21 protein-coding genes, 1 tRNA gene and 1 other annotated feature are annotated in these 20,774 nt (G+C 65.7%); of the genes, 5 read left to right on the top strand and 17 right to left on the bottom strand.

All coding sequences use genetic code 11. The features are described from left to right. Positions 1 to 11: 11 nt before the first annotated feature. Together ACZL02_RS04460 and ACZL02_RS04455 are read left to right on the top strand one after the other, a co-directional pair. Positions 12 to 1,238 (top strand): O-antigen ligase family protein, encoded by a 1,227-nt coding sequence (locus ACZL02_RS04460; protein ID WP_472939111.1) that lies wholly within the window; start codon positions 12 to 14, stop codon positions 1,236 to 1,238. 76 nt (positions 1,239 to 1,314) lie between these two features. After that, a complete protein-coding gene (locus ACZL02_RS04455) occupies positions 1,315 to 2,160 on the top strand; it encodes a polysaccharide deacetylase family protein (protein WP_472938954.1) in 846 nt (281 codons plus the stop codon). Between the two features lie 94 nt (positions 2,161 to 2,254). On the opposite strand, the gene ACZL02_RS04450 is transcribed toward ACZL02_RS04455, so the two are convergent. From ACZL02_RS04450 to ACZL02_RS04440, 3 genes are all read right to left on the bottom strand, one after another. After that, entirely contained in the window at positions 2,255 to 2,797 is a 543-nt protein-coding gene (locus ACZL02_RS04450; protein WP_472938953.1) for a formaldehyde-activating enzyme, read from the bottom strand. Positions 2,798 to 2,985: 188 nt separating this feature from the next. Next, positions 2,986 to 3,270 carry a hypothetical protein gene (locus ACZL02_RS04445; protein WP_472938952.1) on the bottom strand — a complete coding sequence of 95 codons (285 nt, stop codon included), beginning with the start codon at positions 3,268 to 3,270 and terminating at the stop codon, positions 2,986 to 2,988. A gap of 244 nt (positions 3,271 to 3,514) precedes the next feature. Continuing rightward, a complete protein-coding gene (locus ACZL02_RS04440; RefSeq protein ID WP_472938951.1) occupies positions 3,515 to 3,673 on the bottom strand; it encodes a DUF3563 domain-containing protein in 159 nt (52 codons plus the stop codon). Positions 3,674 to 3,939: 266 nt separating this feature from the next. Here ACZL02_RS04440 and ACZL02_RS04435 point away from each other — a divergent pair, with 266 nt between their 5' ends. Together ACZL02_RS04435 and ACZL02_RS04430 are read left to right on the top strand one after the other, a co-directional pair. Next, positions 3,940 to 4,974, top strand: coding sequence for a phosphotransferase enzyme family protein (locus ACZL02_RS04435; protein WP_472938950.1), 1,035 nt, complete (start codon positions 3,940 to 3,942; stop codon positions 4,972 to 4,974). Positions 4,975 to 5,153: 179 nt separating this feature from the next. Continuing rightward, positions 5,154 to 5,209 (top strand) — a sequence feature (sul1 is cis-regulatory element that is thought to sense ions involved in sulfur or methionine metabolism; They are found in Alphaproteobacteria). A 74-nt stretch (positions 5,210 to 5,283) separates the two neighbouring features. Continuing rightward, positions 5,284 to 6,774 carry a SulP family inorganic anion transporter gene (locus ACZL02_RS04430; protein ID WP_472938949.1) on the top strand — a complete coding sequence of 497 codons (1,491 nt, stop codon included), beginning with the start codon at positions 5,284 to 5,286 and terminating at the stop codon, positions 6,772 to 6,774. Between the two features lie 123 nt (positions 6,775 to 6,897). Here ACZL02_RS04430 and ACZL02_RS04425 read toward each other — a convergent pair. The 7 genes from ACZL02_RS04425 to ACZL02_RS04395 all read right to left on the bottom strand — a co-directional run bounded on the left by ACZL02_RS04425 (position 6,898) and on the right by ACZL02_RS04395 (position 11,391). Beyond that, positions 6,898 to 6,974 (bottom strand) — tRNA-Pro (locus tag ACZL02_RS04425). Between the two features lie 148 nt (positions 6,975 to 7,122). Further along, positions 7,123 to 7,686, bottom strand: a complete 564-nt coding sequence (locus tag ACZL02_RS04420; protein WP_472938948.1) for a MerR family transcriptional regulator — start codon at positions 7,684 to 7,686, stop codon at positions 7,123 to 7,125. A gap of 29 nt (positions 7,687 to 7,715) precedes the next feature. Continuing rightward, the gene (locus ACZL02_RS04415) at positions 7,716 to 8,066 is read right to left on the bottom strand and encodes an integration host factor subunit alpha (RefSeq protein WP_472931641.1); all 351 of its coding nucleotides are present in this window, start codon (positions 8,064 to 8,066) and stop codon (positions 7,716 to 7,718) included. Positions 8,067 to 8,174: 108 nt separating this feature from the next. After that, a complete protein-coding gene (locus tag ACZL02_RS04410) occupies positions 8,175 to 9,152 on the bottom strand; it encodes a beta-ketoacyl-ACP synthase III (protein ID WP_472931639.1) in 978 nt (325 codons plus the stop codon). Then, complete coding sequence (gene plsX, locus ACZL02_RS04405; RefSeq protein ID WP_472938947.1) at positions 9,152 to 10,222, bottom strand: phosphate acyltransferase PlsX; 1,071 nt, start codon at positions 10,220 to 10,222, stop codon at positions 9,152 to 9,154. Before plsX ends, ACZL02_RS04410 begins: the two co-directional genes overlap by 1 nt. Before the next feature lie 81 nt (positions 10,223 to 10,303). Then, complete coding sequence (locus ACZL02_RS04400; protein WP_472938946.1) at positions 10,304 to 10,870, bottom strand: YceD family protein; 567 nt, start codon at positions 10,868 to 10,870, stop codon at positions 10,304 to 10,306. Further along, on the bottom strand, positions 10,867 to 11,391 hold the full coding sequence (locus ACZL02_RS04395) for a ubiquinol-cytochrome C chaperone family protein (RefSeq protein ID WP_472938945.1): 525 nt from the start codon (positions 11,389 to 11,391) through the stop codon (positions 10,867 to 10,869). The genes ACZL02_RS04400 and ACZL02_RS04395 overlap by 4 nt, the downstream gene beginning before the upstream one ends. Before the next feature lie 164 nt (positions 11,392 to 11,555). Here ACZL02_RS04395 and ACZL02_RS04390 point away from each other — a divergent pair, with 164 nt between their 5' ends. Further along, on the top strand, positions 11,556 to 12,077 hold the full coding sequence (locus ACZL02_RS04390; RefSeq protein WP_472938944.1) for an outer membrane protein assembly factor BamE: 522 nt from the start codon (positions 11,556 to 11,558) through the stop codon (positions 12,075 to 12,077). A gap of 244 nt (positions 12,078 to 12,321) precedes the next feature. On the opposite strand, the gene ACZL02_RS04385 is transcribed toward ACZL02_RS04390, so the two are convergent. The 7 genes from ACZL02_RS04385 to nrdR all read right to left on the bottom strand — a co-directional run bounded on the left by ACZL02_RS04385 (position 12,322) and on the right by nrdR (position 20,772). Further along, entirely contained in the window at positions 12,322 to 14,727 is a 2,406-nt protein-coding gene (locus ACZL02_RS04385; RefSeq protein ID WP_472938943.1) for a beta strand repeat-containing protein, read from the bottom strand. 227 nt (positions 14,728 to 14,954) lie between these two features. Further along, entirely contained in the window at positions 14,955 to 17,105 is a 2,151-nt protein-coding gene (locus tag ACZL02_RS04380) for a sodium-translocating pyrophosphatase (RefSeq protein ID WP_472938942.1), read from the bottom strand. Positions 17,106 to 17,307: 202 nt separating this feature from the next. After that, positions 17,308 to 17,796, bottom strand: coding sequence for a transcription antitermination factor NusB (gene nusB / locus ACZL02_RS04375; RefSeq protein WP_472938941.1), 489 nt, complete (start codon positions 17,794 to 17,796; stop codon positions 17,308 to 17,310). A gap of 4 nt (positions 17,797 to 17,800) precedes the next feature. Further along, entirely contained in the window at positions 17,801 to 18,244 is a 444-nt protein-coding gene (locus tag ACZL02_RS04370; RefSeq protein ID WP_472938940.1) for a 6,7-dimethyl-8-ribityllumazine synthase, read from the bottom strand. 138 nt (positions 18,245 to 18,382) lie between these two features. Next, entirely contained in the window at positions 18,383 to 19,000 is a 618-nt protein-coding gene (locus ACZL02_RS04365) for a riboflavin synthase (RefSeq protein WP_472938939.1), read from the bottom strand. A 130-nt stretch (positions 19,001 to 19,130) separates the two neighbouring features. After that, positions 19,131 to 20,243, bottom strand: a complete 1,113-nt coding sequence (gene ribD / locus ACZL02_RS04360) for a bifunctional diaminohydroxyphosphoribosylaminopyrimidine deaminase/5-amino-6-(5-phosphoribosylamino)uracil reductase RibD (RefSeq protein WP_472938938.1) — start codon at positions 20,241 to 20,243, stop codon at positions 19,131 to 19,133. Continuing rightward, positions 20,236 to 20,772, bottom strand: coding sequence for a transcriptional regulator NrdR (gene nrdR, locus ACZL02_RS04355; RefSeq protein ID WP_472938937.1), 537 nt, complete (start codon positions 20,770 to 20,772; stop codon positions 20,236 to 20,238). The genes ribD and nrdR overlap by 8 nt, the downstream gene beginning before the upstream one ends. Between the last annotated feature and the right edge of the window lie 2 nt (positions 20,773 to 20,774).

Raw genomic sequence — 20,774 nt, 5'->3', positions numbered from 1 at the left:
TGCAATTCGCCATGCTGGGCAATGGGGCGATCGCGCTCGGCGTCTTCCTGTCGGGCTTCGTCATTTCCGAGCCGGCGCCGTACGAGCTTTACCTCGTCGGGCTGATCGCCATCTTCGGCCTTGTCGGAGCGCTCAAGATCAGCGCCGGCACGGCGCCGCTGCTGGTACTCCTGCTGCTCTTCAACGCCGGCGGGCTGGTTTCTCTGACCCAGATGGTGGACCTCAAAAGCGGCCCGCTCTACGTCGCCGTCTCCACCTTCCTGGCGCTGTCAGCCGTGTTCTACGCCGCGGTGATCGAAGCCGACCCGCGGCGGCTGAAGCTGATCTTCACCGCCTATACCTCAGCGGCGCTCGCGACCGGCTTGCTCGGTATTCTCGGCTACTTCAACGCGTTTCCCGGCGCCCACGCGTTCACCCTCTACGAGCGCGCCAAAGGCGCCTTCCAGGACCCCAACGTCTTCGGCCCGTTCCTGACGTTGCCGGCGGTCTATCTCGTGCAGCGGCTCGTCACCGAACGACTGATGACGGCTGGCTGGAAGCTGATCGCACTCGGTATTCTGACGCTGGCGGTCTTCCTCTCTTTCTCGCGCGCCGCCTGGGGTATCTACGGCTTCTCGATCATCTTCGCGGTCGGGCTGATGCTGCTGAAGGAGCGCTCGGCGAAGTTTCGCCTGAAGATCGCGACGCTCGTCCTCGTCGGCGTCGTGCTGATGGCGATCGTCGTGCTCGTCGCCTTGCAGTCGGAGAAGGTGGCCAGCCTGTTCTCGGAACGGGCGCAAATTGTCCAGTCCTACGATTCGGCGCGGCTCGGCCGCTTCGCACGCCATCTCCTCGGCTTCCAGATGGCGATGGAGCATCCGCTCGGCATCGGCCCGCTGGTGTTCGGCCCGATCTATGGCGAAGACACCCACAACATCTGGCTGAAGGCGCTCCTCGACTACTCCTGGCTCGGCTTTGCCGCCTACCTCATCTTTATCTTCACCACCCTCGGCGCCGGGCTGAAGATCCTTCTGCGCGACCGGCCTTGGCAGCCCTATCTGATGGCGAGCTACAGCGTTTTCGTCGGCCATGTCGGCATCGGCAACGTCATCGACACCGACCACTGGCGGCATTTCTACCTGATCACCGGCATTATCTGGGGCTGTATCGCGCTCGAACGGCGCTGGCAGCGGGACCGGCGGCCGCGGTCGCTTCGGCAGGCGCTGGACAAAGCGTCGGCCCGGCGTGCCGAACCCTGAACCGAGGCCGCCGCCGCAGTTCCGCCACGAGCCGGGCGCCTCTCACCCGCCGACATCCCTTGCCGAGACCGACACCATGCGCATTCCCGTCCTTGCGGCGCTCTGCTGCTGCCTCTCCCCGCTTTCCGCCCTAGCCGGGAGCGGCGACGTCGAGCCGCACATGCACATTGCCGGGCCGCGGCCCGAAGCACCAGGTTTCGCCGCGCTGACGCCGGGATCGCAGGCGCCGGTCGTGCTGGTCGGGGCGTCCGCGCCGCTGCCAAATGTCCCGGCGGCGATCGGACCAGCGACCGGCCAGCAGGCGAAACCCGCGATCACCGTGGCGCTGACCTTCGACGCCTGCATGGGCGCTGTCGACGAGCGGATCCTCGGCACGCTGGTCGACCACCGAATTCCCGCGACGATCTTCGTCACCCGTCGCTGGCTTCAGCACAACCATCCAGCGCTCGCCGTGCTGCGCGCCCATCCCGATCTCTTCGAGATCGAGAACCATGGCGCAGAGCACCTCCCGCCGGTCACCGACCATCCGACCATGTTCGGGCTGAAGACCGCGGGAACGATCGAGGCGGTGCGCGCGGAAATTCAAGGCGGCGATGCGGCGATCCTCGCTGCCACCGGACAGCCATCGCGCTGGTTCCGCGGGGCGACCGCCCGCTACAGCCGCGACGCCGTCGCAGAGATCGCCTCAGAAGGTTTTCTGCTGGCCGGCTACAGCTTGAACGCCGACATGGGTGCCTCGCTCGGCGCCGCCGCAGTCGATCGCCGGATCCGCGCCGCCAGGGACGGCGACGTGATCATCGCCCATATCAACCAGCCGAAGCGCCCCTCGGGCGCCGGGGTCGCATCCGGCATTCTCGCCCTTCAGGCCGAGGGCGTGCGCTTCGTCCGGCTGGAGGACGCGACGATCGAGGCGATGCGCTAGCGCTTAGAGGCACTGCGCTGGCATTCCGGAGCAAGGCGAAAGCAGTGTCGGGGGGACGTCGCCACGCCTCCCCGATCGCCCGCGTCTTGCGCAGCTATTCGTAGTCGACGACGCCGCTCAGCGCGTAATGCTGCACCGTCTTGCGGTTGGCGATGAGCTCGTCGACCGTCGGCGAGCCGGTGAGCGCGCGCGAGATCGCAAGCTTCGTCGCTTCGTAATTGGTGCGGTAGAGATCCTTGAGGTCGAGGTTCTCGTCGCTGGCACAGCGCGGATCGAGCCAGATCATGATGATCATGCAGAGCTCGTCGACGTCCGCTTTCGGCAGGATGCCCTCGATCAGGCAGTCGACGATCGCGTCGCCGGTGGCACCTTGCACCACGCCGCCGAGCAGTTCGACATAGGCGAGATCGTGGATCGTCGCCTTCGTCGTCATCATGGTGGCCGGCCGGACGAGCTGGTTGAGGTCGCGGACGACGAACATCCGGGTGTGGCCGACCGTCTGGCCCATCATCGAGGCGAAGGCGGTGCCGACGGGACCGCGCACCGAGCCGATCAGCACTTCCGGCATGGCGTCGGTGAACTGCCCTTCGGCCGCGAGCACGGTGGCCTCGCCCGTGCGGAACCAGATGTCGGTCATGTCGTCGTCCCCTGCGTTGCAATGGGAAAAAGCCATGCGACATCCGATGGTCCGTCGCAAGACAGCCAAAGGGCGAAGGCGTTTTATTTGGATGTAGGGCGGGTGGCTGCGACGCCTGTTCGCGGCGTCGGATCGGACGCGGTCTCGCCGGAGCGCGGGGGTCGCAGACCTAGGCCGTTCAGGCGCCGTTAGAAACCGGCACCGGTGCCGATGCCCATTCCCGCCATGACGCAGGATCTCTCGCGAAAATACTGGAGCCGAAGATTGTCGCCGGACATGACGAGGCGGCCGCGACCGTCCCGCACCGCCTCGACCGCCTGCACGCCGCTGCTGCCGCCCGGGGCGCGGTAAACGCCGACGACGCATCCGCTGTCATCGAGACTGCGGCTGAGCGCCCAATCGAGGGCTGGCTGCGACCGGGTGAACGCGCAGAAGGATGGAGCCTCGTCGGTTTCCACCGTGACAACGAACATCGGCACCTCCACCCAAGACCGCGACATCCGAGAATGTGGCAGAACGGCGGCAGGCTGGCGAGTCGATTCTTGGGTTGCCCGGCAAGAGGCGGGAGGACTGCATCCATCAATCAGCTGCATCTGACCGGCTGGCAACGCTGCGTCAGTCAGGACAGGCGGGCGGATGTGTATGGATCGACAGAGGCGATCATCGGATGACCGCTGGGGGGCGACTGGTTCGAACCAGGCCGCCCCAGATACGGCGTCAGTAGCCGAAGCGGCGCTGACGGAAGGCACCGGCGTCGATTTCCTGCTGGCGGCGCTCAAGGTCGAGCAGCGAAACCGCCTCGTTCAGGTATTCGAGGGCCGGATCGCGGCGCGAGCGGCTGACGGCCGAACGAAGTGTGCGTGTGAAGATGTTCATGGCAATACTTCCGAAATTGGGTTTGTCTCCCAAGCATCAATCTAGTTCCCGCTTGGTCATGCTGCAATGCACATTGCTGCATGGCGGCCATGCAGTCAGCTTCGAACACCGTCAGCGCGGCAATTCATCCTTTCTCAACCATGCGCCTGTGCTTTGCCGCTCGCGCAGATGTTGGGCTGCACGGAACCCGCCGGCCTGGCGTGGCCCCGGTCGGCGATCCGTGCGAAGACGCCGCGAGATCGCAAATCCGACCCTTGATGGCCCTCATGTTCGATGAAGAGTTCCTCGCCAGCTTGCTGGCCGGCCTGCGCCGAGAGCTACGGCACTGGGGGCTCGCGGACGATTCCGAGCTTTCGCTGATGACCATCTCGGAGAATGCGACCTTCCTTGCCGAGGATTCCGGGCGGCGCCTTGTGCTGCGGGTGCAGCGGCCGGACTATCATACGCCGGCGGAGATGCGTTCGGAGCTCGCCTGGATCGAGGCCCTCCGCGCCGAAGGCATCATCGAGACCCCGCAGCCGATCGCCCGGCAGGACGGAACCTGGCTCGGCAGCTTCCCGGTCGACGGGCAGACGCGGTACGTCGCCGGTTTCGCCTTCATGAGCGGACGGGAGCCGCAACCCGGCGAAGACCTGTCCGGCTGGTTCCGGCATCTCGGCAGCCTCAGCGCACGCCTCCACGAGCACAGCCGCCGCTGGGCCCCGCCGGATGGCTTCGTTCGCAAGACCTGGGATTTTCGCACCATGCTGGGCGAGGCCCCGCACTGGGGCGACTGGCGGGCGGGGCTCGGCCTCGACGACGCCGGCCGGGACGTCATCGCGCGCGCGGCGGCGGTCATCGACCGGAGGCTCGCAGCCTATGGCAAGGACCGGCAGCGATTCGGCCTCGTCCATGCCGATCTCCGCCTCAGCAACCTCCTCGTCGAGGGCGACCGGCTGGGGGTCATCGACTTCGACGATTGCGGCTTCAGCTGGTTCCTCTACGACTTCGCCGCGGCGATCAGCTTTCACGAGCACGAGGATTTCGTTCCGGCGCTTCAGGCGGCGTGGGTGGCCGGCTACCGGGACGTCGCCCAACTCCCGGCGGAAGACGAGGCGATGCTGACCGTCTTTATCCTGTTGCGGCGGATCCTTCTCACCGCCTGGATCGCCTCGCATGCCGAGACGCCGACGGCATCCGCTTGTGGGGCGGCCTACAGCGCCGGCACGGTGGAACTGGCCGCGGACTTCCTCGCCGCCTGCGGCGAGAGCGCCGTGCATCCAATTGGATGCACAAAGGACGCTCTATCTTCTTCAATCTAGGACATCTTTCTTTGATTGGGTGAGTCCACCCAATCGCAGGATGCTCTAGAGAGAGCGCAGACGTTTGCATCAGCGCCCTGGAGGGCGATCAGACGCCGAGAGGCAACGCCGCGCATACCTGCCGCGCACCGATTCCGGCTTGCCCCGCGCGGCGGAGGCGGCTAGGTGTCGCCCATCGCTCTGGACCCGGTGCAATTCCGGGTGGCTCTTCCGGCCGCCGATCCGCCGGACAACGCACACGACACGCCCGACAGCACGATCCGCCCTGAGCGGACTGTCCCCGCGTGATCTCTGCGGACATTAAAATTCATGAACACCCAATCCATCTCACGCTACCGCTCCGAGTGGTTCGGCGGGGTCACGGCGGCGCGCCGTGACGTTCTCGCCGGCATGGTCGGCACCTTCGCGCTGATCCCCGAGGTCATCGCCTTCTCCTTCGTCGCGGGCATCGACCCCGAGGTCGGGCTCTTCGCCTCCTTCGTCATCGGCATCGTCATCGCCTTCGCCGGCGGTCGCCCGGCGATGATCTCCGGCGCGGCAGGCTCGGTGGCGCTCGTCGTCGCCGCCCTCGTCGGCAGCCACGGCCTGCAATACCTCCTCGCCGCCACCGTGCTCGCCGGCCTCCTGCAGATCGTCTTCGGCCTCTTGAAGCTCGACGTGCTCATGCGCTTCGTCTCGCGCTCGGTCCGCACCGGCTTCGTCAACGCGCTGGCGATCCTCATCTTCTCGGCGCAGCTGCCGCAGATGATCGGCGTCACCTGGCATACCTATGCGATGATCGGCCTCGGCCTTGCCATCATCTACCTCTTGCCCCGCCTGACCACGGCGATCCCCTCGCCGCTGATCTGCATCGTCGTGCTGACGCTCATCGCCGCGGCATTTCCGATGCCGATCGTCACCGTCGCCGACCTCGGACGCCTGCCCGACTCGCTGCCCTCGTTCAGCTTCCCCGGCGTGCCGATGACATGGGAGACGCTCGGCATCATCGCGCCCTATGCGCTCGCCATGGCCGCCGTCGGCCTGCTGGAGTCCATGATGACCGCCAGCGTCGTCGACGATCTCACCGAGACGACGAGTTCCAAGGCCCGGGAATGCACAGGGCTCGGCCTCGCCAACTTCGCGGCGGGCCTGTTCGGCGGCATCGCCGGCTGCGGCATGATCGGGCAGACCGTCGGCAATGTCCGCTATGGCGGCCGCGGCAGGCTGTCGACGCTGGTCGCCGGCGTCTTCCTGCTGATCGTGATGGTGCCGCTGCGGCCCTGGGTCGCCCAAGTCCCGGTCGCGGCGCTCGTGGCGATCATGATCATGGTCTCGATCAGCACCTTCTCCTGGGGCTCGATCCGCGATCTCGCGCGGCATCCCAAGGTCTCCGGCATGGTCATGCTGGCCACTGTCGCGGTGACGGTCGCCACGCACGACCTGTCGATGGGCGTCGCCGTCGGCGTGCTCCTCAGCGGCGTGTTCTTCGCCTTCAAGGTGACCAAGCTGATGGATGTTGCCGTCGGCTACGACGAGGCCAGCGACACGCGGCTCTACACCGTCACCGGCCAGGTCTTCTTCGCCAGCGCCGACATCTTCGCCGACCGCTTCGATCTCCGCGATACCGCACGGGCCGCCAGGATCGACCTGACCGCGGCCCATCTCTGGGACATCACGGCCGTCGGCGCCTTGGACGAGGTCGTCGGCAAGATGCGTCGGCACGGGATCGCGGTCGAGATCATCGGCCTGAACCAGGCCAGCGCCGTGCTGGTCGACCGGCACGCGCCGCTGGTGCGCGACGGCCTGTCGCCCGCCGCCTGACCCCACCAGTTCTGCCGCCGCGCCATTCGCGGGCGTGGCGGCCGAAACCCTGCCCGGACAAAACAAAACCGCCGAAGGCTTGCAGCCGCGGCGGTTTTTTATGCGAGGTTCTGTGGGAAAAATTGGTCGGAGCGAGAGGATTCGAACCTCCGACCCCTTGGACCCCATCCAAGTGCGCTACCAGGCTGCGCTACGCTCCGATCGAGAGAACCCTTAGAGAGAGAGGGCTCTGCGCGCAAGTCTCTTCGTGCGGTCGGTTGGGGAAATCGGCGGCGCCAGCAATGTGGCGTCATCCGGCAGGCTATGTCCCCCCGCTGGTCGGCGAACCGCCCTGCCCTCTGCTTTAAGCTACCGAACCTGATCCAGCAGCCGCTTACATTCCAGCAGTTCGAGCACGACGTCCTGCAGTGTTGCGGCGCTTTCGGCGGGGAGGCCGATCTTCGGGCCCTGGTCGGGCTCGCGGTCGCGGCGCAGCAGGGAGGAGAGGCCCGAACGGGGGCGCGCGGCTTCAGGCCTTTCGGCCATGACGGGCATTTCGTCCTGCTCGAGATCGCTCTCTTCGGAATAGACGTCCTCGGGCTCGTCGGCCTCCGGCATCGGCGCACGGGCTACCTGCATGGTGTCGAGCCCGGTCAGGTCGCCCGCACCGATCGCCATGACGAAGCGGTTGCCGTTTTCCTTGAGGATGCGCTGCACGCCCTTGATCGTGAATCCCTTCACGTAGAGCAGGAAGCGGATGCCCTTCAGCAGTTCGACATCGTCCGGGCGGTAATAGCGCCGCCCGCCGCCGCGCTTCATCGGCTTGATCTGCGTGAACCGGGTTTCCCAGAAGCGCAGGACGTGCTGCGGCAGGTTCAGGTCCTCGGCCACCTCGCTGATCGTGCGGAAGGCGTCGATGCTCTTGTCGCTCATGGGCGTGCCCGGAAATTCACTCAGCGCCCTTACTCGGCTGCCTTGAGCATCTCATCGGCGGGAACGGCGACGCCGCTCCGGCGCCCGTGCGATTCGAGGATCCGGTCCTTCATCACATTGGACGGCTTGAAGACGGCGACGCGGCGGGGTGAAATCGGCACTTCCTCGCCGGTCTTCGGGTTGCGGCCGACACGCTCGTTCTTGTCGCGCACCAGGAAGGAGCCGAAAGACGAGATCTTGACCGATTCGCCACGGGCGATGGTGGAGCAGATCTCCTCGAGAACGGTTTCGACGAGATAGGCCGATTCCGTTCGCGACAGGCCGATCTTGCGGAAGACCGCCTCGGCGAGATCGGCTCTGGTCACCGTTCTGTCACCCATTGCTATCCCCTTAGAAAGCAGGATCGCCCCGCCGTTCCCCAACGGCAACGATCGATCACGCGTCGGTGTAAAATACTGAAATCTGCAGCGAAATCAAGGCGGAAACGACTACCAGCGAACGAGCACCGCGCCCCAGGTAAAGCCGCCTCCCATGGCTTCGAGGAGAACGAGCTGCCCCGGCTGGATCCGGCCGTCCCGGACCGCCTGGTCGATGGCGAGCGGGATCGAGGCGGCCGATGTGTTGCCGTGATCCTGCACCGTCACCACGACCTTTTCCAGCGGAATACCGAGCTTCTTGGCGGAAGCGTCGATGATGCGCCGGTTCGCCTGGTGCGGCACGAACCAGTCGAGATCGTCGGCGGTGATGCCGAGCGCGCCGAACGAGTCCTCGATCACGTCGGTGATCATGCCTACCGCATGCTTGAAGACCTCGCGGCCTTCCATGCGCAGCTTGCCGACGGTGCCGGTGGTCGACGGGCCGCCGTCGACGAAGAGCTTCTCCTCATGCTCGCCGTCAGAGCGCAGGCGCGAGACGAGGACGCCCCGGTCCGCCGGGCTGCCGTCGCCGGTCGAGGCCTCCAGCACCAGCGCACCCGCGCCGTCGCCGAAGAGCACGCAGGTCGAGCGGTCTTCCCAGTCGAGGATGCGCGAGAACGTCTCGGCGCCGATCACCAGCGCGCGCTTGGCCATGCCGCCGCGGATGTAGAGGTCGGCGGTGGTCAGCGCGTAGACGAAGCCCGAGCAGACCGCCTGCACGTCGAAGGCGAAGCCGTGCCGCATGCCCAGGCGCTTCTGCACCTGCACGCTGGACGCCGGGAACGTGTTGTTCGGCGTGGCGGTGGCGAGCACGATCAGGTCGATGTCGTCCGGCGTCAGACCGGCGGCATCCAGCGCCTTGCGGGCGGCGCCTTCGGCCAGCGACACGGTGGTCTCGGTGGCGTCGGCGATGTGGCGGTTGCGAATGCCGGTCCGCTGGACGATCCACTCGTCCGAGGTCTCTACGATCCCTGCGAAATCGCGGTTCGACATGATCCGCGCCGGCAGCACCGAGCCGGTGCCGCGGACGATCGATCGGATGACACTCATCAATTGCTCTCCGGCAAGTCCGTCGCGACCTCTTCGGAGACGCGCAGATAGAAAGTACGAAGATCCTGCTCGATCTTCTCTCTAAGGCCGTTCACGGCCATGGCGTAGGCGAGGTCGATCGCCGCCGCGGTGCCCTCGGCGTCGGTGCCACCGTGGCTCTTGATGACGATGCCGTTGAGGCCGAGGAAGACGCCGCCGTTCACCTTGCGAGGGTCCATCTTGTCGCGCAGCCGGTCGAAGGCGCCCTTGGCGAGGAAGTAGCCGGCGCGCGCCATCCAGGTGCGGGTCATCGCCGCCCGGAGATAGCCGGCGATCTGGCGTGCCGTGCCCTCGGCGGTCTTCAGCGCGATGTTGCCGGTGAAGCCCTCGGTGACGACGACGTCGGTCGTGCCCTGGCCGAGATCATTGCCCTCGACGAAACCGCGATAGTCGAGCCCGGGAATCTCGGTTTCTTTCAGGAGCCGCCCGGCCTCGCGCACGTCGTCCTGGCCCTTGACCTCCTCGACCCCGATATTGAGCAGGCCGACCGTCGGCCGCTCGATGCCGAGCAGCGCGCGCGCCATGGCCGCGCCCATCATCGAGAAGTCGATCAGCTGCTGGGCGTCGGCACCGATCGTCGCGCCGACGTCGAGGACGACGCTCTCGCCGCGGATCGTCGGCCAGATCGCGGCAATGGCGGGGCGCTCGATATTGGCCATGGTGCGAAGGCAGAATTTTGCCATCGCCATCAGCGCGCCGGTGTTGCCGGCGGACACCGCGACATCGGCCTCGCCGGTCTTCAGCGCCTCGATCGCCCGCCACATCGACGACTTGTAGCGGCCCTGGCGCAGCGCCTGCGAGGGCTTCTCCTCCATGCCGATCGACATCTCGCAGTGGTGGAACACCGACGCAGCCTTCAGCAACGGCAGGCCGTCGAGGATCGGCAGGACCTTTTCTTCCTGGCCGAACAGCACGAAGCGGATGCCGGGATGGCGCTGCAGCGCGATCAGTGCACCAGGAAGGATGACGGATGGGCCGTGATCCCCGCCCATGACGTCGAGGGAGATCGTGACTCCGGATTTCAGATCCAACGCAATTCGCTTTCGTTCGTCGATAGCCTCAGGCGGCGCGACCATAGTCAATTCAGGTGACGGTTCAACAGCGGGCGAGCGTCATGTGCGATCAGGCTTCAGTCGCGCCAGCGCGGCGAAGGGCGAGACGCGCCCGACATCGGGCTCCGGATCGGTATCGAACTCGTCGAAGGATGCGCCTTGCCCGCGCGGATACGGGTCTAGGCCGAGGGCCAGGATTTCGGTCAGCACCAGACCGAGGTCGATCTGGTCGCCGGAGAAGGTCTCGGGAATGTCGTCGCCTTCCGGATCGAGGTGAAGTTCGCCATCCTCCGGCTGCGGCAGCCGGGCGAGGCGCGAGTTCTCGGGAACGAACACCAGATCCACCTCCTCTTGGACTTTTTGATGGAGGGGATCGAGCGTCACCACGTCGGTCTGCACCACGTCGGCCGCCAGCGTTCCCGTGACCTTGGCGCCGCCGCCCCGCCAGCCCTTCACCGAGAGATCCGCGGTCAGCCTTTCGATCGCCGGGATCTCCAGAAGTGCCGCGACGATGGCGCACTCCTTTTGAGTGGCCTCGAACCGCACGGGCATGCCGGCCTTCGGCAGCGTCGAGACGGTCACGAAGAAGGACAGCACGTCCTTCGGCTTGTCGCTGCTGTCGGTCACGCGGCTCTTTCTCCCAGTTGGCCGGTCAGGATATCCGCCGTCGGCACGCCGTCCCACGTCGCCTTGCGCGCCATCAGATAGGCCGCCAAGGCTGGCGCTGCCTCCGGCGCGGCATCCGCCGGCAATGCGAAGCGGCGGAGCGCGGCGGCAAGCGACGCGCCATCGCCGACGGTGAGGCCGGGATCATAGGCGTTGACGCGCTCGTAGAACATGCCGGCGAGCTTGCGCATGCGCTTGGGTACCGAAGGGTCGCCGATGCCGATCTCGCGGATCGAGTCCTCGATGTCGGTCATGAAGCGATCGACCAGATCCTGCGCCACGGGCTTCAACGAAGCCTCGTCGCGGCAGCGCGACAGGAACAGGAAGACCTGGATCGACAGCGCCTCGAATCGGCCCATGACGGTGTCGGGAAGGCCGAGCTCGGTATACAGCACCTCGCGGCGCGCTTCGGTGACGATCGCTGCGTATAGATCGTCGATGATCTCCCGGTTGCGCCGCCGATTCCTGAAACGTTCGAGCATCTCGCCTCCCACTCCCTTGCGAAGGGCCGGTCGCATGGACGGGGGCCGATTGCAACGCCTCCCAAGGTGCTTTACTCAAGCCTACCGGTCCTGAACGTCCGTTGTCCGGTCGCGATATCGCCTCAACGGGTCCGTATGTAACGCTGGAAACCGCTCCAGGGGAGATGTCACGCGTGAAATCTAGCCACCCATTCTTTCGTCCCGCCATCGCTTCCGTCGCGCTCGGGACGCTCATCCTTCTGGGTGGCTGCTCGACCAGCGAGGTGATGAACCAAGGCTATATCGTCGACGAGCAGACGATCCAGCTGGTTCCGGTTGGCTCGAGCCGCGAGCAGGTGCTCCTGGCGCTGGGTTCTCCCTCGACGACCGCGACCTTCGACAACGAGGTATTCTACTATATCTCTCAGAAGCGCGTCCGTTCGATGGCGTTCATGAACCCCAAGCTCGTCGACCAGCGCGTGCTTGCGGTCTACTTCGGCGCCGACGGGACCGTATCGCGCCTTGCCAATTACGGCTTGCAGAACGGCGCCCTGTTCGACTTCATCACCCGCACGACCCCGACCGGCGGCAAGGATGTCAGCTTCCTCGGCCAGATCCTCGAGCCCGGCGCCCCGCCGAGCGTCGGCCTCCCCGGCGGCAACCCGAACCAGGGCGCCATCGACCCGAACCGCGCCGCCGGCCAGTAGCCCGGAGGCGGCCGCGCCCGGCAAGGTTCTGCGGCAAGGCTTCGGAAAAGAGCTGGCAATGCTGGTCGGCTGATGAGTCAGCCCGACCGGCGGCGCTCTCAGGCGACCGAGCAGAAATCCGGTACGGACGACAACGACAAAAGGCCTCCGCCTCGAGGTATCCCCGAGGCGAAAGCCAGTCTCATGCGCGGCGACTGATCTTATGGGAAAGCGGGACGGCTCCGGGCCGTCCCGCTTTTTTCGTTTAAGCGACGTATGCCGCCGAAAACTGAGCCTCCGTCACACCCTGGAGAACGATGGAACCGCCATCGGCGAAGACCAGCGTCGCCGCACCGCCAGAACCCGTGGTGAGGCTGTAGACCTGTCCTCCGAGTTCCAGGCGATCGCCGCCGCTGAGGCTGAAGTCGGTGATCGTATCCGTGGCGCCGGCCCCGTGGACGAACCGATCAGCGCCGCCGCCGCCGGTGTAGACGTTGGCACCGACGCTGCCTTCGAGACGATCATTGCCGCTGCCGCCGGTGATCGTATCATTTCCGACACCACCGTAGATGGTGTTGGCCCCGGTCCCGGTCACCAGGATGCGATCATCGCCACCATTGCCGTAGATGACGTTGTTGCCATTGCCGGTCACCGTGATCTGCTCGGCTCCGTCCGTCGGATCGTTGAAGAGCGATCCGCCGTAGATGACGTTATTGCCGTCGCCGGTGACGCGAATGATATCGCCGTCGCCGGTGCCGCCGAAGATCTGGCTCGACGCGCTGTTGCGGACTTCGATCGTATCGGCGCCCAGGCCGCCGAAAACTGTCGTGGCACCGCTGGAGGTGATGAGAACGTTGTCATTGCCACCGTTGGCATAGACGAAGCTGGAACCGCTGCCGCCCACCGTGATGAAGTCGCCGCCATCGTTGGGATCGTTGTCGATAGACCCGCCGTAGACTGTATTGGTGCCCGTGCCGGAGACGGAGATGGTGTCGCCATCGGCGGTGCCACCATAGACGAGATTGTTGGCATTGTTGGCGACGACGATACTGTCGGCGCCGAGACCGCCATAGACGGTACCCGCGCCCGCCGCGCGGTAGTCGATGCTGTCGTTACCTCCGTTGCCGTAGACCTGGCTGGCCCCCCCGCCGCTGACGATGATCTGATCCCCGCCGTCGTTCGGATCGTTCACGGAACTTCCGCCGAAGAGGGAGAGTGTATCCCCCGCGATGGGTTGGGCCGAGATCGTATCCGACCCCCCACCGCCGACATATGTTCCGTTGCCGGTTCCGGGCGGGATGACGATGACGTCGTTCCCGGGGCCCGAAGGCGGGGCCTCGAAGACGTCGCGAACCGTGATCGCCAAGGCCTGGGTGGTGGTCGTCGCTATACCATCGGAGACCCCGACGTTGACGTCGTAGATGTTATCGGCGCCGTTATCGGTGGGGTTTTCGAAATCTGGAGCGGAGAGGAACTGCAAGACACCGGTCGAGGCACTGATCGTGAACTTCGCCGCATCGACGCCACCGGCAATCGAGTAGGTTCGAGTCGCGCCGTTGTCGACGTCGGTCGAAGTGACCGTCGTGACCAGACTGCTGTTCTCCGACAGAGAGACGGATCCCGATGACCCGCCGCCACTTGACGTGATGACCGGCGCATCGTTGGCGCCGACAATCGTCACCGTAACATTCTGCGTCGAGCTGATGTTATCGGCGCCCCTCAGTGTCACCGCGTAGGTTTGAACAAGGGACTGCCCCTGCGCGACCGCATCCACGGCCGCTCCGCTCGCGTCGAAAGTCCAACTGACGGCGCCGTTCTGGTCGTTCGCGCCGACGTCGTTCGCGACCTTTGCGGCGAATGTCCCGAGATAGCCTCTACCCGCCGGACTGACGGAGACAGTGTGTACCTCATTGTCGATGTCGTTGAACGGAATGGCGCCGCTGTCTTCATATGTCGCGGGCGTCGCCCCCGGAGCTTCGACGACACGGCCGACGAAATCACCCAAGGTATAATTGTCGACAGCCAAACCGTTGCCAGTCGTCGAGGCGCCACCACTGCCGGGCACGTCGATGCTGGTGAACCAGCCATAGCGGTTACCGCCAGTTTGAGCGATTGCCGGTCCCGTAATGGTCGTGATCGTCTGCGACGCGCCCGTCGCGTCGATCAGGTTCATATCGACAGACAGGTTACCGCCGACGGCGTGGAAGACATGTTCCAGCGTATACCAGCCGGCTGTTGAAATCTGGACCGTCGGTGTCGGCAGATCACCGACAGCCACGGGATCGAAAGTCAGGCCCTTTCCGGCACTGAGGTAGATTGTTCCCTTGCCGTCCGAAGAGGAACGGAAGCCATACTCAGAGAGATAGAGGCCATCCGTGTTGTTATTGACGGCCACAGAGTATTGAAACCCATTTGACTCGGGCATGCTGGGATCGAAGTAAATGCTGACGCTGGTGGCCGAACCATCGACAAATTCTTTGCTGTAAGCGCCGAACTGGGTGTAGGGGCCAGACGGTTTTGGTCCGTCCTCGATTTCTAGCGCGTAATTTCCATCGGCTCCCGACAGGCCACCGCTGACAATGGTAAAATCTCCATAGTCACCGCCGGCTTTAAGACCACCACCGCCGGTGCTAAAATTCTCCACGAAACCAAAATTTGCTGCAACTGCCAACGTACTGCCTCCCTGATAATAAGAGGCACATTACGTTTCGTCATGTCGATGTAAAGAATTACCCGAAAATACATTAGACTTCTTATTCCGCCAGCTAAATACTTTTGTTAGGGCGCTATACGACGGTAACGAATTAACCTGGCCCTTTTTACTAAATAGGCATTTTTTCTGCGCAATAAAAAGGCCGCAAACTCTTAGAGTTTGCGGCCCAATGTCGGAGCTGGCGGTTATAGGTGCGACAGCACCGCCAAGAGCAGCAGAGCGACGATGTTGGTGATCTTGATCGCCGGATTGACCGCGGGGCCGGCGGTGTCCTTGTAGGGGTCGCCGACGGTATCGCCTGTGACGGAGGCCTTGTGGGCCTCCGAGCCCTTCATGTGGCGGGTGCCGGCCACGTCGACGAAGCCATCTTCGAAGCTCTTCTTGGCGTTGTCCCAGGCGCCGCCGCCGGAGGTCATCGAGATCGCGACGAAGATGCCGGTGACGATGACGCCCAGCAGCATGGCGCCGAGCGACGAGAAGGCCTGGCTCTTGCCGGCGATCAGCAGGACGCCGAAGTAGACGACGATCGGTGCCAATACCGGCAGCAGCGAGGGCAGGATCATCTCGCGGATCGCCGCCTTGGTCAGCATGTCGACGGCGCGGGCATAGTCCGGCCGCTCGGTGCCGGCCATGATGCCCGGCTTCTCGCGGAACTGCCGGCGGACCTCTTCCACCACCGCGCTCGCGGCGCGGCCGACGGCGGTCATCGCGATGCCGCCGAAGAGGTAGGGGATCAGGCCGCCGAGCAGCAGACCGACCACCACGAACGGGTTGGTCAGCGAAAAGTCCGGCTGCACGCCCTCGAAGTAGCTGTAGCCCCTCCCCGCCGCGGCTTCCGCCACGAAGTACTGCAGGTCGTAGTTGTAGGCCGCGAAGAGCACGAGCGCGCCGAGACCGGCGGAGCCGATGGCATAGCCCTTGGTGACCGCCTTCGTGGTGTTGCCGACGGCGTCGAGCGCGTCGGTGGACTTGCGGACGTCGGCAGGGAGCCCCGCCATTTCGGCGATGCCCCCGGCATTGTCGGTGACTGGGCCAAAGGCGTCGAGCGCCACGATCATGCCGGCGACGCCGAGCATGGCGGTGACGGCGATGCCGGTGCCGTAGAGGCCGGCGAGCTGGAAGGTGGAGATGATGCCGGCGACGATGACGATGGTCGGCAAGGCGGTCGATTCCAGCGAGACGGCGAGGCCCTGGATCACGTTGGTGCCGTGGCCGGAGACCGAGGCCTGGCTGATCGAGCGGACCGGCCGGAAACCGATGCCCGTGTAGTACTCGGTGATCCAGACGATCAGGCCGGTGACGATCAGGCCGATGACGCCGCAAGCGAAGAGATGCAGCCCGTTGACCATGGAGCCGGCCGACGTCGTGCCGAGGTCACCGAAGCCGACGGTGGCGTAGGTGGCGACGGCAAGGCCCAGGATCGACAGCAGCGTCGTCACCCACAGGCCCTTGTAGAGCGCGCCCATGATCGAACCATTGCGGCCGAGGCGGACGAAGAAGGTGCCGACGATCGAGGTGAGGATGCACGCGCCGCAGATCGCCAGCGGATAGAGCATGACGCTTTCCAGCACCGGCTGGCCGACGAACAGGATGGCGCCGAGGACCATGGTGGCGACGACGGTGACGGCGTAGGTCTCGAACAGGTCGGCGGCCATGCCGGCGCAGTCGCCGACATTGTCGCCGACATTGTCGGCGATGGTCGCGGGATTGCGTGGGTCATCCTCGGGAATGCCGGCCTCGACCTTGCCGACGAGATCGCCGCCGACATCGGCACCCTTGGTGAAGATGCCGCCGCCGAGGCGGGCAAAGATCGAGATCAGCGAGGCGCCGAAGCCGAGCGAGACCAGCGAGTCGATGACGGTCCGGTCGGACGGCGCGAAGCCGAGCTTGCCGGTGAGGAAGAAAAAGTAGCCGGTGACGCCGAGAAGCGCGAGGCCGGCAACCAGCATGCCGGTGATCGCGCCCGACTTGAAGGCGATGTCGAGTCCAGCCGAGAGCGACCGCGAGGCGGCCTGGGCGGTGCGAACATTGGCGCGCACCGAGACGTTCATGCCGATAAAGCCGGCAAGGCCCGACAGGACCGAGCCGATGAGGAACCCGCCGGCGGCATAGCCCGACAGGAGGAACCAGGTGAGCGCGAGGACAACGACGCCGACGATGGTGATGGTGGTGTACTGGCGCGCGAGATAGGCCTGCGCGCCCTCCCGGATGGCGCCGGCAATCTCCTGCATGCGGGCATTGCCCTGATCGGCCGCGAGAACGGATCGCGTCGCCCACGCGGCGTAAACGAGCGACAGCAATCCGCAGGCTAGAACGATAGTCAGTATCGATGACATGCCGTTTCCCCAAACGCAGCCGATACGATGCCGGCCGCTTATTGCCGAAGGCTTGCACGACAGGGGATGATGGGCCCCGGAACGGGAAAGCTGGGGGAGCCTACCTTAGGGCAGCATTACGTCAAGCGGAGCCGGTGACGTCATCCGGCGCGGGGAGGATTTGCAGGCGAGCGGAGCCGGCGCCCGCCGAGAGTGAGCCGGTTCAGCTGGTGCCCCGGCCCTCGCCGCGGGTCCGGCGCGAGATCCGGTCGAGCACGGCATTGACGAGACGCGGCTCGTCCTCGGCATAGAAGGCCTTGGCGACGTCGACATATTCGGTGACGATGACCGCGACCGGAACGTCCTTGCGGTTCATCACCTCGTAGGTGCCGGCGCGCAGGATGGCACGCAACGTGGTGTCGAGGCGGGCGAGCGGCCAGTCGGCGGTCAGCGAGGAGTGGATCAGCGGATCGATCTCGGTCTGCCCCCGCACGACGCCCGAGACGACGTCGCGAAACCAGGCGGCGTCGGCCTCCCGGTAGGTCTCGCCGTCCACTTCCTGGCCGAGCCGGAAGGTCTCGTATTCGGCGACGGTCTCCAGCAGCGGCGTGCCGCCGACATCCATCTGGTAGAGCGCCTGCACGGCGGCAAGACGCGCGGCACCGCGCTTGTTGGCCGGCTTGACGGCTTTCTCGGAAGGGGTATCCGACATCCGATCAGGCCCCGAATTTCTGGCGCAGGGCGATCATCGCAAGGGCAGCATCGGCGGCTGCACCGCCCTTGTTCTTGCGGTCCGGCATTGCCCGGTCCAGCGCCTGCTCCTCGTTCTCGACGGTCAGGATGCCGTTGCCGATGGCGAGCACTTCCTGCACCGAAAGATCCATCAGCGCGCGGCTGGATTCATTGGAGACGATCTCGAAATGATAGGTCTCGCCGCGGATGACGCAGCCAAGCGCCACGAAGCCGTCATACGAAGTACCACCCTCGTCCGCCCCGGTCAGCGCGAAGCTGATTGCCGCCGGAATTTCCAGAGCGCCGGGCACGTTCACCACGTCGTAGGTGGCGCCAGCGGCGTCGAGCGCCGCCTTGGCGCCCTGCAGCTGGGCATCGGCGATGTGGTCGTAGAACCGGGCTTCGATGATGAGGAGATGGGCAGACATGAAAAACCTTTGCAATTTTCAGGGCGACCGGCCGACGCCGGCTGCCCCGAAGCCGAAGCGCCAGTCCATAAAGCAAGTCGCGGGAAAACGATATCGAAGCCGCCCACGATATTGCGGGCCGCTTGGCGAAAAAACGTCTCAGGCCGTTCCGGCGTCTGCAGCGAACAGTCGCTCGGCATAGCGGGCGATCTGGTCGATCTCGAAATTGACGCGGTCCCCGGCCTTCCGCTCGCCCCAGGTTGTGACAGCCAGCGAGTGGCGAATGAGCAGGACATCGAAGATGTCGTCCTCGACGCCGTTGACGGTCAGCGATGTTCCATCAAGGCACACCGAGCCCTTGCGGGCGATGTAGCGCTTGTGCGCCGGGTCGACCTTCAGCCGAAAGCGCGTCGCCTCGCCCTCCTCCTCGACCGACACGATTTCGGCGGTACCGTCGACATGGCCGGAAACGAGGTGGCCACCGAGCTCGTCGCCGACCTTCAGCGCGCGCTCGAGGTTCAGCCGCGTGGCCTCCCCCCAGCCCCCGGCGGTGGTCAGCCGAAGCGCCTCTTCCCAGGCCTCGACCTCGAACCAGCGCTCGCTGCTTCCCCCGGGCGGCAGTGCGGTCACGGTGAGGCAGACACCGGAACAGGCGATCGAGGCGCCGATGGCGATGCCGGCGGGATCATAGGCGGTCTCGATCCGCAGGCGGACGCCCTCGTCGAGAGTTGCGGCGCTGCGGATGCGGCCGATGTCGGTGACGATGCCGGTGAACATGGACGGCCTTTCTGGAAAAACGGGACACTGCCGCATGTGGGAACGGGGCGCCGACATAGCACCCCTTGCGCGGCGTTCCAAAACCGCGTGTCCATCCGTAACGGCGGCAGCGGCAGCAAAGACCGGTGCGTTAGCGCCCGTATTCGCGCCAGATGTCCGCGCCCAGATGCAGCGTTCGGTGCAGCCTGAAGCCGGGCGGCAGGCAGTCCGGCGTCACCGGTGCCAGCAATCCGACCTCGCCGATCAGCCCACGGCCCTCGACGAGCACGATCCGGTCGACCAGATCCTGGTCGATGAAGGCGCGGGCGGCACGGGCACCACCTTCGACGAGGAGGCTAGAAAGTCCCCGCGCGGCGAGATCGTCGAGCAGTTCCTCGAGCGCGATGCGCTCCGTCCCCGGCTCGGCCTCGCAGGCGATGAACTCGCAGCCGGCGCTCCGGAACGGCGCGGCATCGCAGCAGCCGAGCCCGGCGACGACGGCGAGCGCCGTCGGCGTCGCCCGTGCGGTCTTCACCACCTTCGCGTCGATCGGCGTTTCCAGGCGCGCATCGAGAACGATCCGCAGCGGCGAGCGGGCGGTGAGCCCCGGCAAGCGGCAGGTCAGCGAAGGATCGTCCTCGAGCACGGTCCCGACGCCGACGAGGATCGCGTCGCTGCGGGCGCGCAGGAGATGCGTCTGCGCGTTGGCGATCGGCCCGGTGATGGCAATCTGGCCGCCGCCGGTTCGCCCGATCCGGCCATCCCGCGAAACCGCCATCTTCAGAGTCACTTCCGGGCGCTTCTTGAAAAGACGCGTCAGGTAGTTCGACAAAGGGTTCTCAGCCTCGCCGGCCATCAGATGCGGGGTGACGGCAAGTCCAGCCGCGAAGAGGATCGCCGCGCCCTTGCCGCTCACCCGCGCATCGGGATCCCCCGCGGCGTAGACCACGCGGGCGATGCCGGCCCGCACCAGCGCTTCGGCGCAAGGCGGGGTGCGGCCGTGATGGGCGCAAGGTTCAAGCGTCACATAGGCGGTGGCCCCGATGGCGCGATCCCCGGCTTCGGCCAGCGCGATCGTCTCGGCATGCGGCCGCCCGCCCAACGCGGTAATCCCGCTGCCGACGATGACAGGTCCCTGCCCGTCGTCGCGCACGATGATCGATCCGACGGACGGGTTAGTGCCGGACAGGCCGACATGCCGCTCGGACAGGCGGATCACCGCCGCCATGAAGCGGCGGTCGATCTCGTTGCCGGCGTCAGCCACCGTCGGCCTGCGGCGGATGATCTGGATGTGTCACCGGCGGCAGCGGGCGGCCCTCGGCATCCACCAGCGGATCGGCGGCGGCCCGCGCAAGTTCACCGATCACCGCGGCAAAATCCTGAGCCTCGCGGAAATCGCGGTAGACCGAGGCGAAGCGGACATAGGCGACGTCGTCGAGGCCGCGCAGCGCCTCCATGACGAGAAGGCCGACATGATCGGAGGTGATTTCGGACTCGCCCGTCGATTCCAGCTGGCGGACGATGCCCGAGATCATCCGCTCGACCCGGTCGGCATCGACCGGGCGCTTGCGCAAGGCGACATGGACCGAGCGCGCCAGCTTGTCGCGCTCGAACAGGACGCGCCGGCCGGACTTCTTCACCACCATCAGTTCGCGCAGTTGCACCCGCTCGAAGGTGGTGAAGCGCCCCCCGCAATCCGGGCAGACCCGCCGGCGACGGATCGCGCCGCCGTCCTCGGCGGGCCGCGAATCCTTCACCTGGCTATCCTGCGAGCTGCAATAGGGGCAGCGCATGC

The sequence above is a fragment of the Mesocryomonas fontinalis genome, from assembly GCF_055730125.2.
Note: the sequence above shows the minus strand (reverse complement) of the source record. Positions and strands in the feature narration are given on the sequence as shown.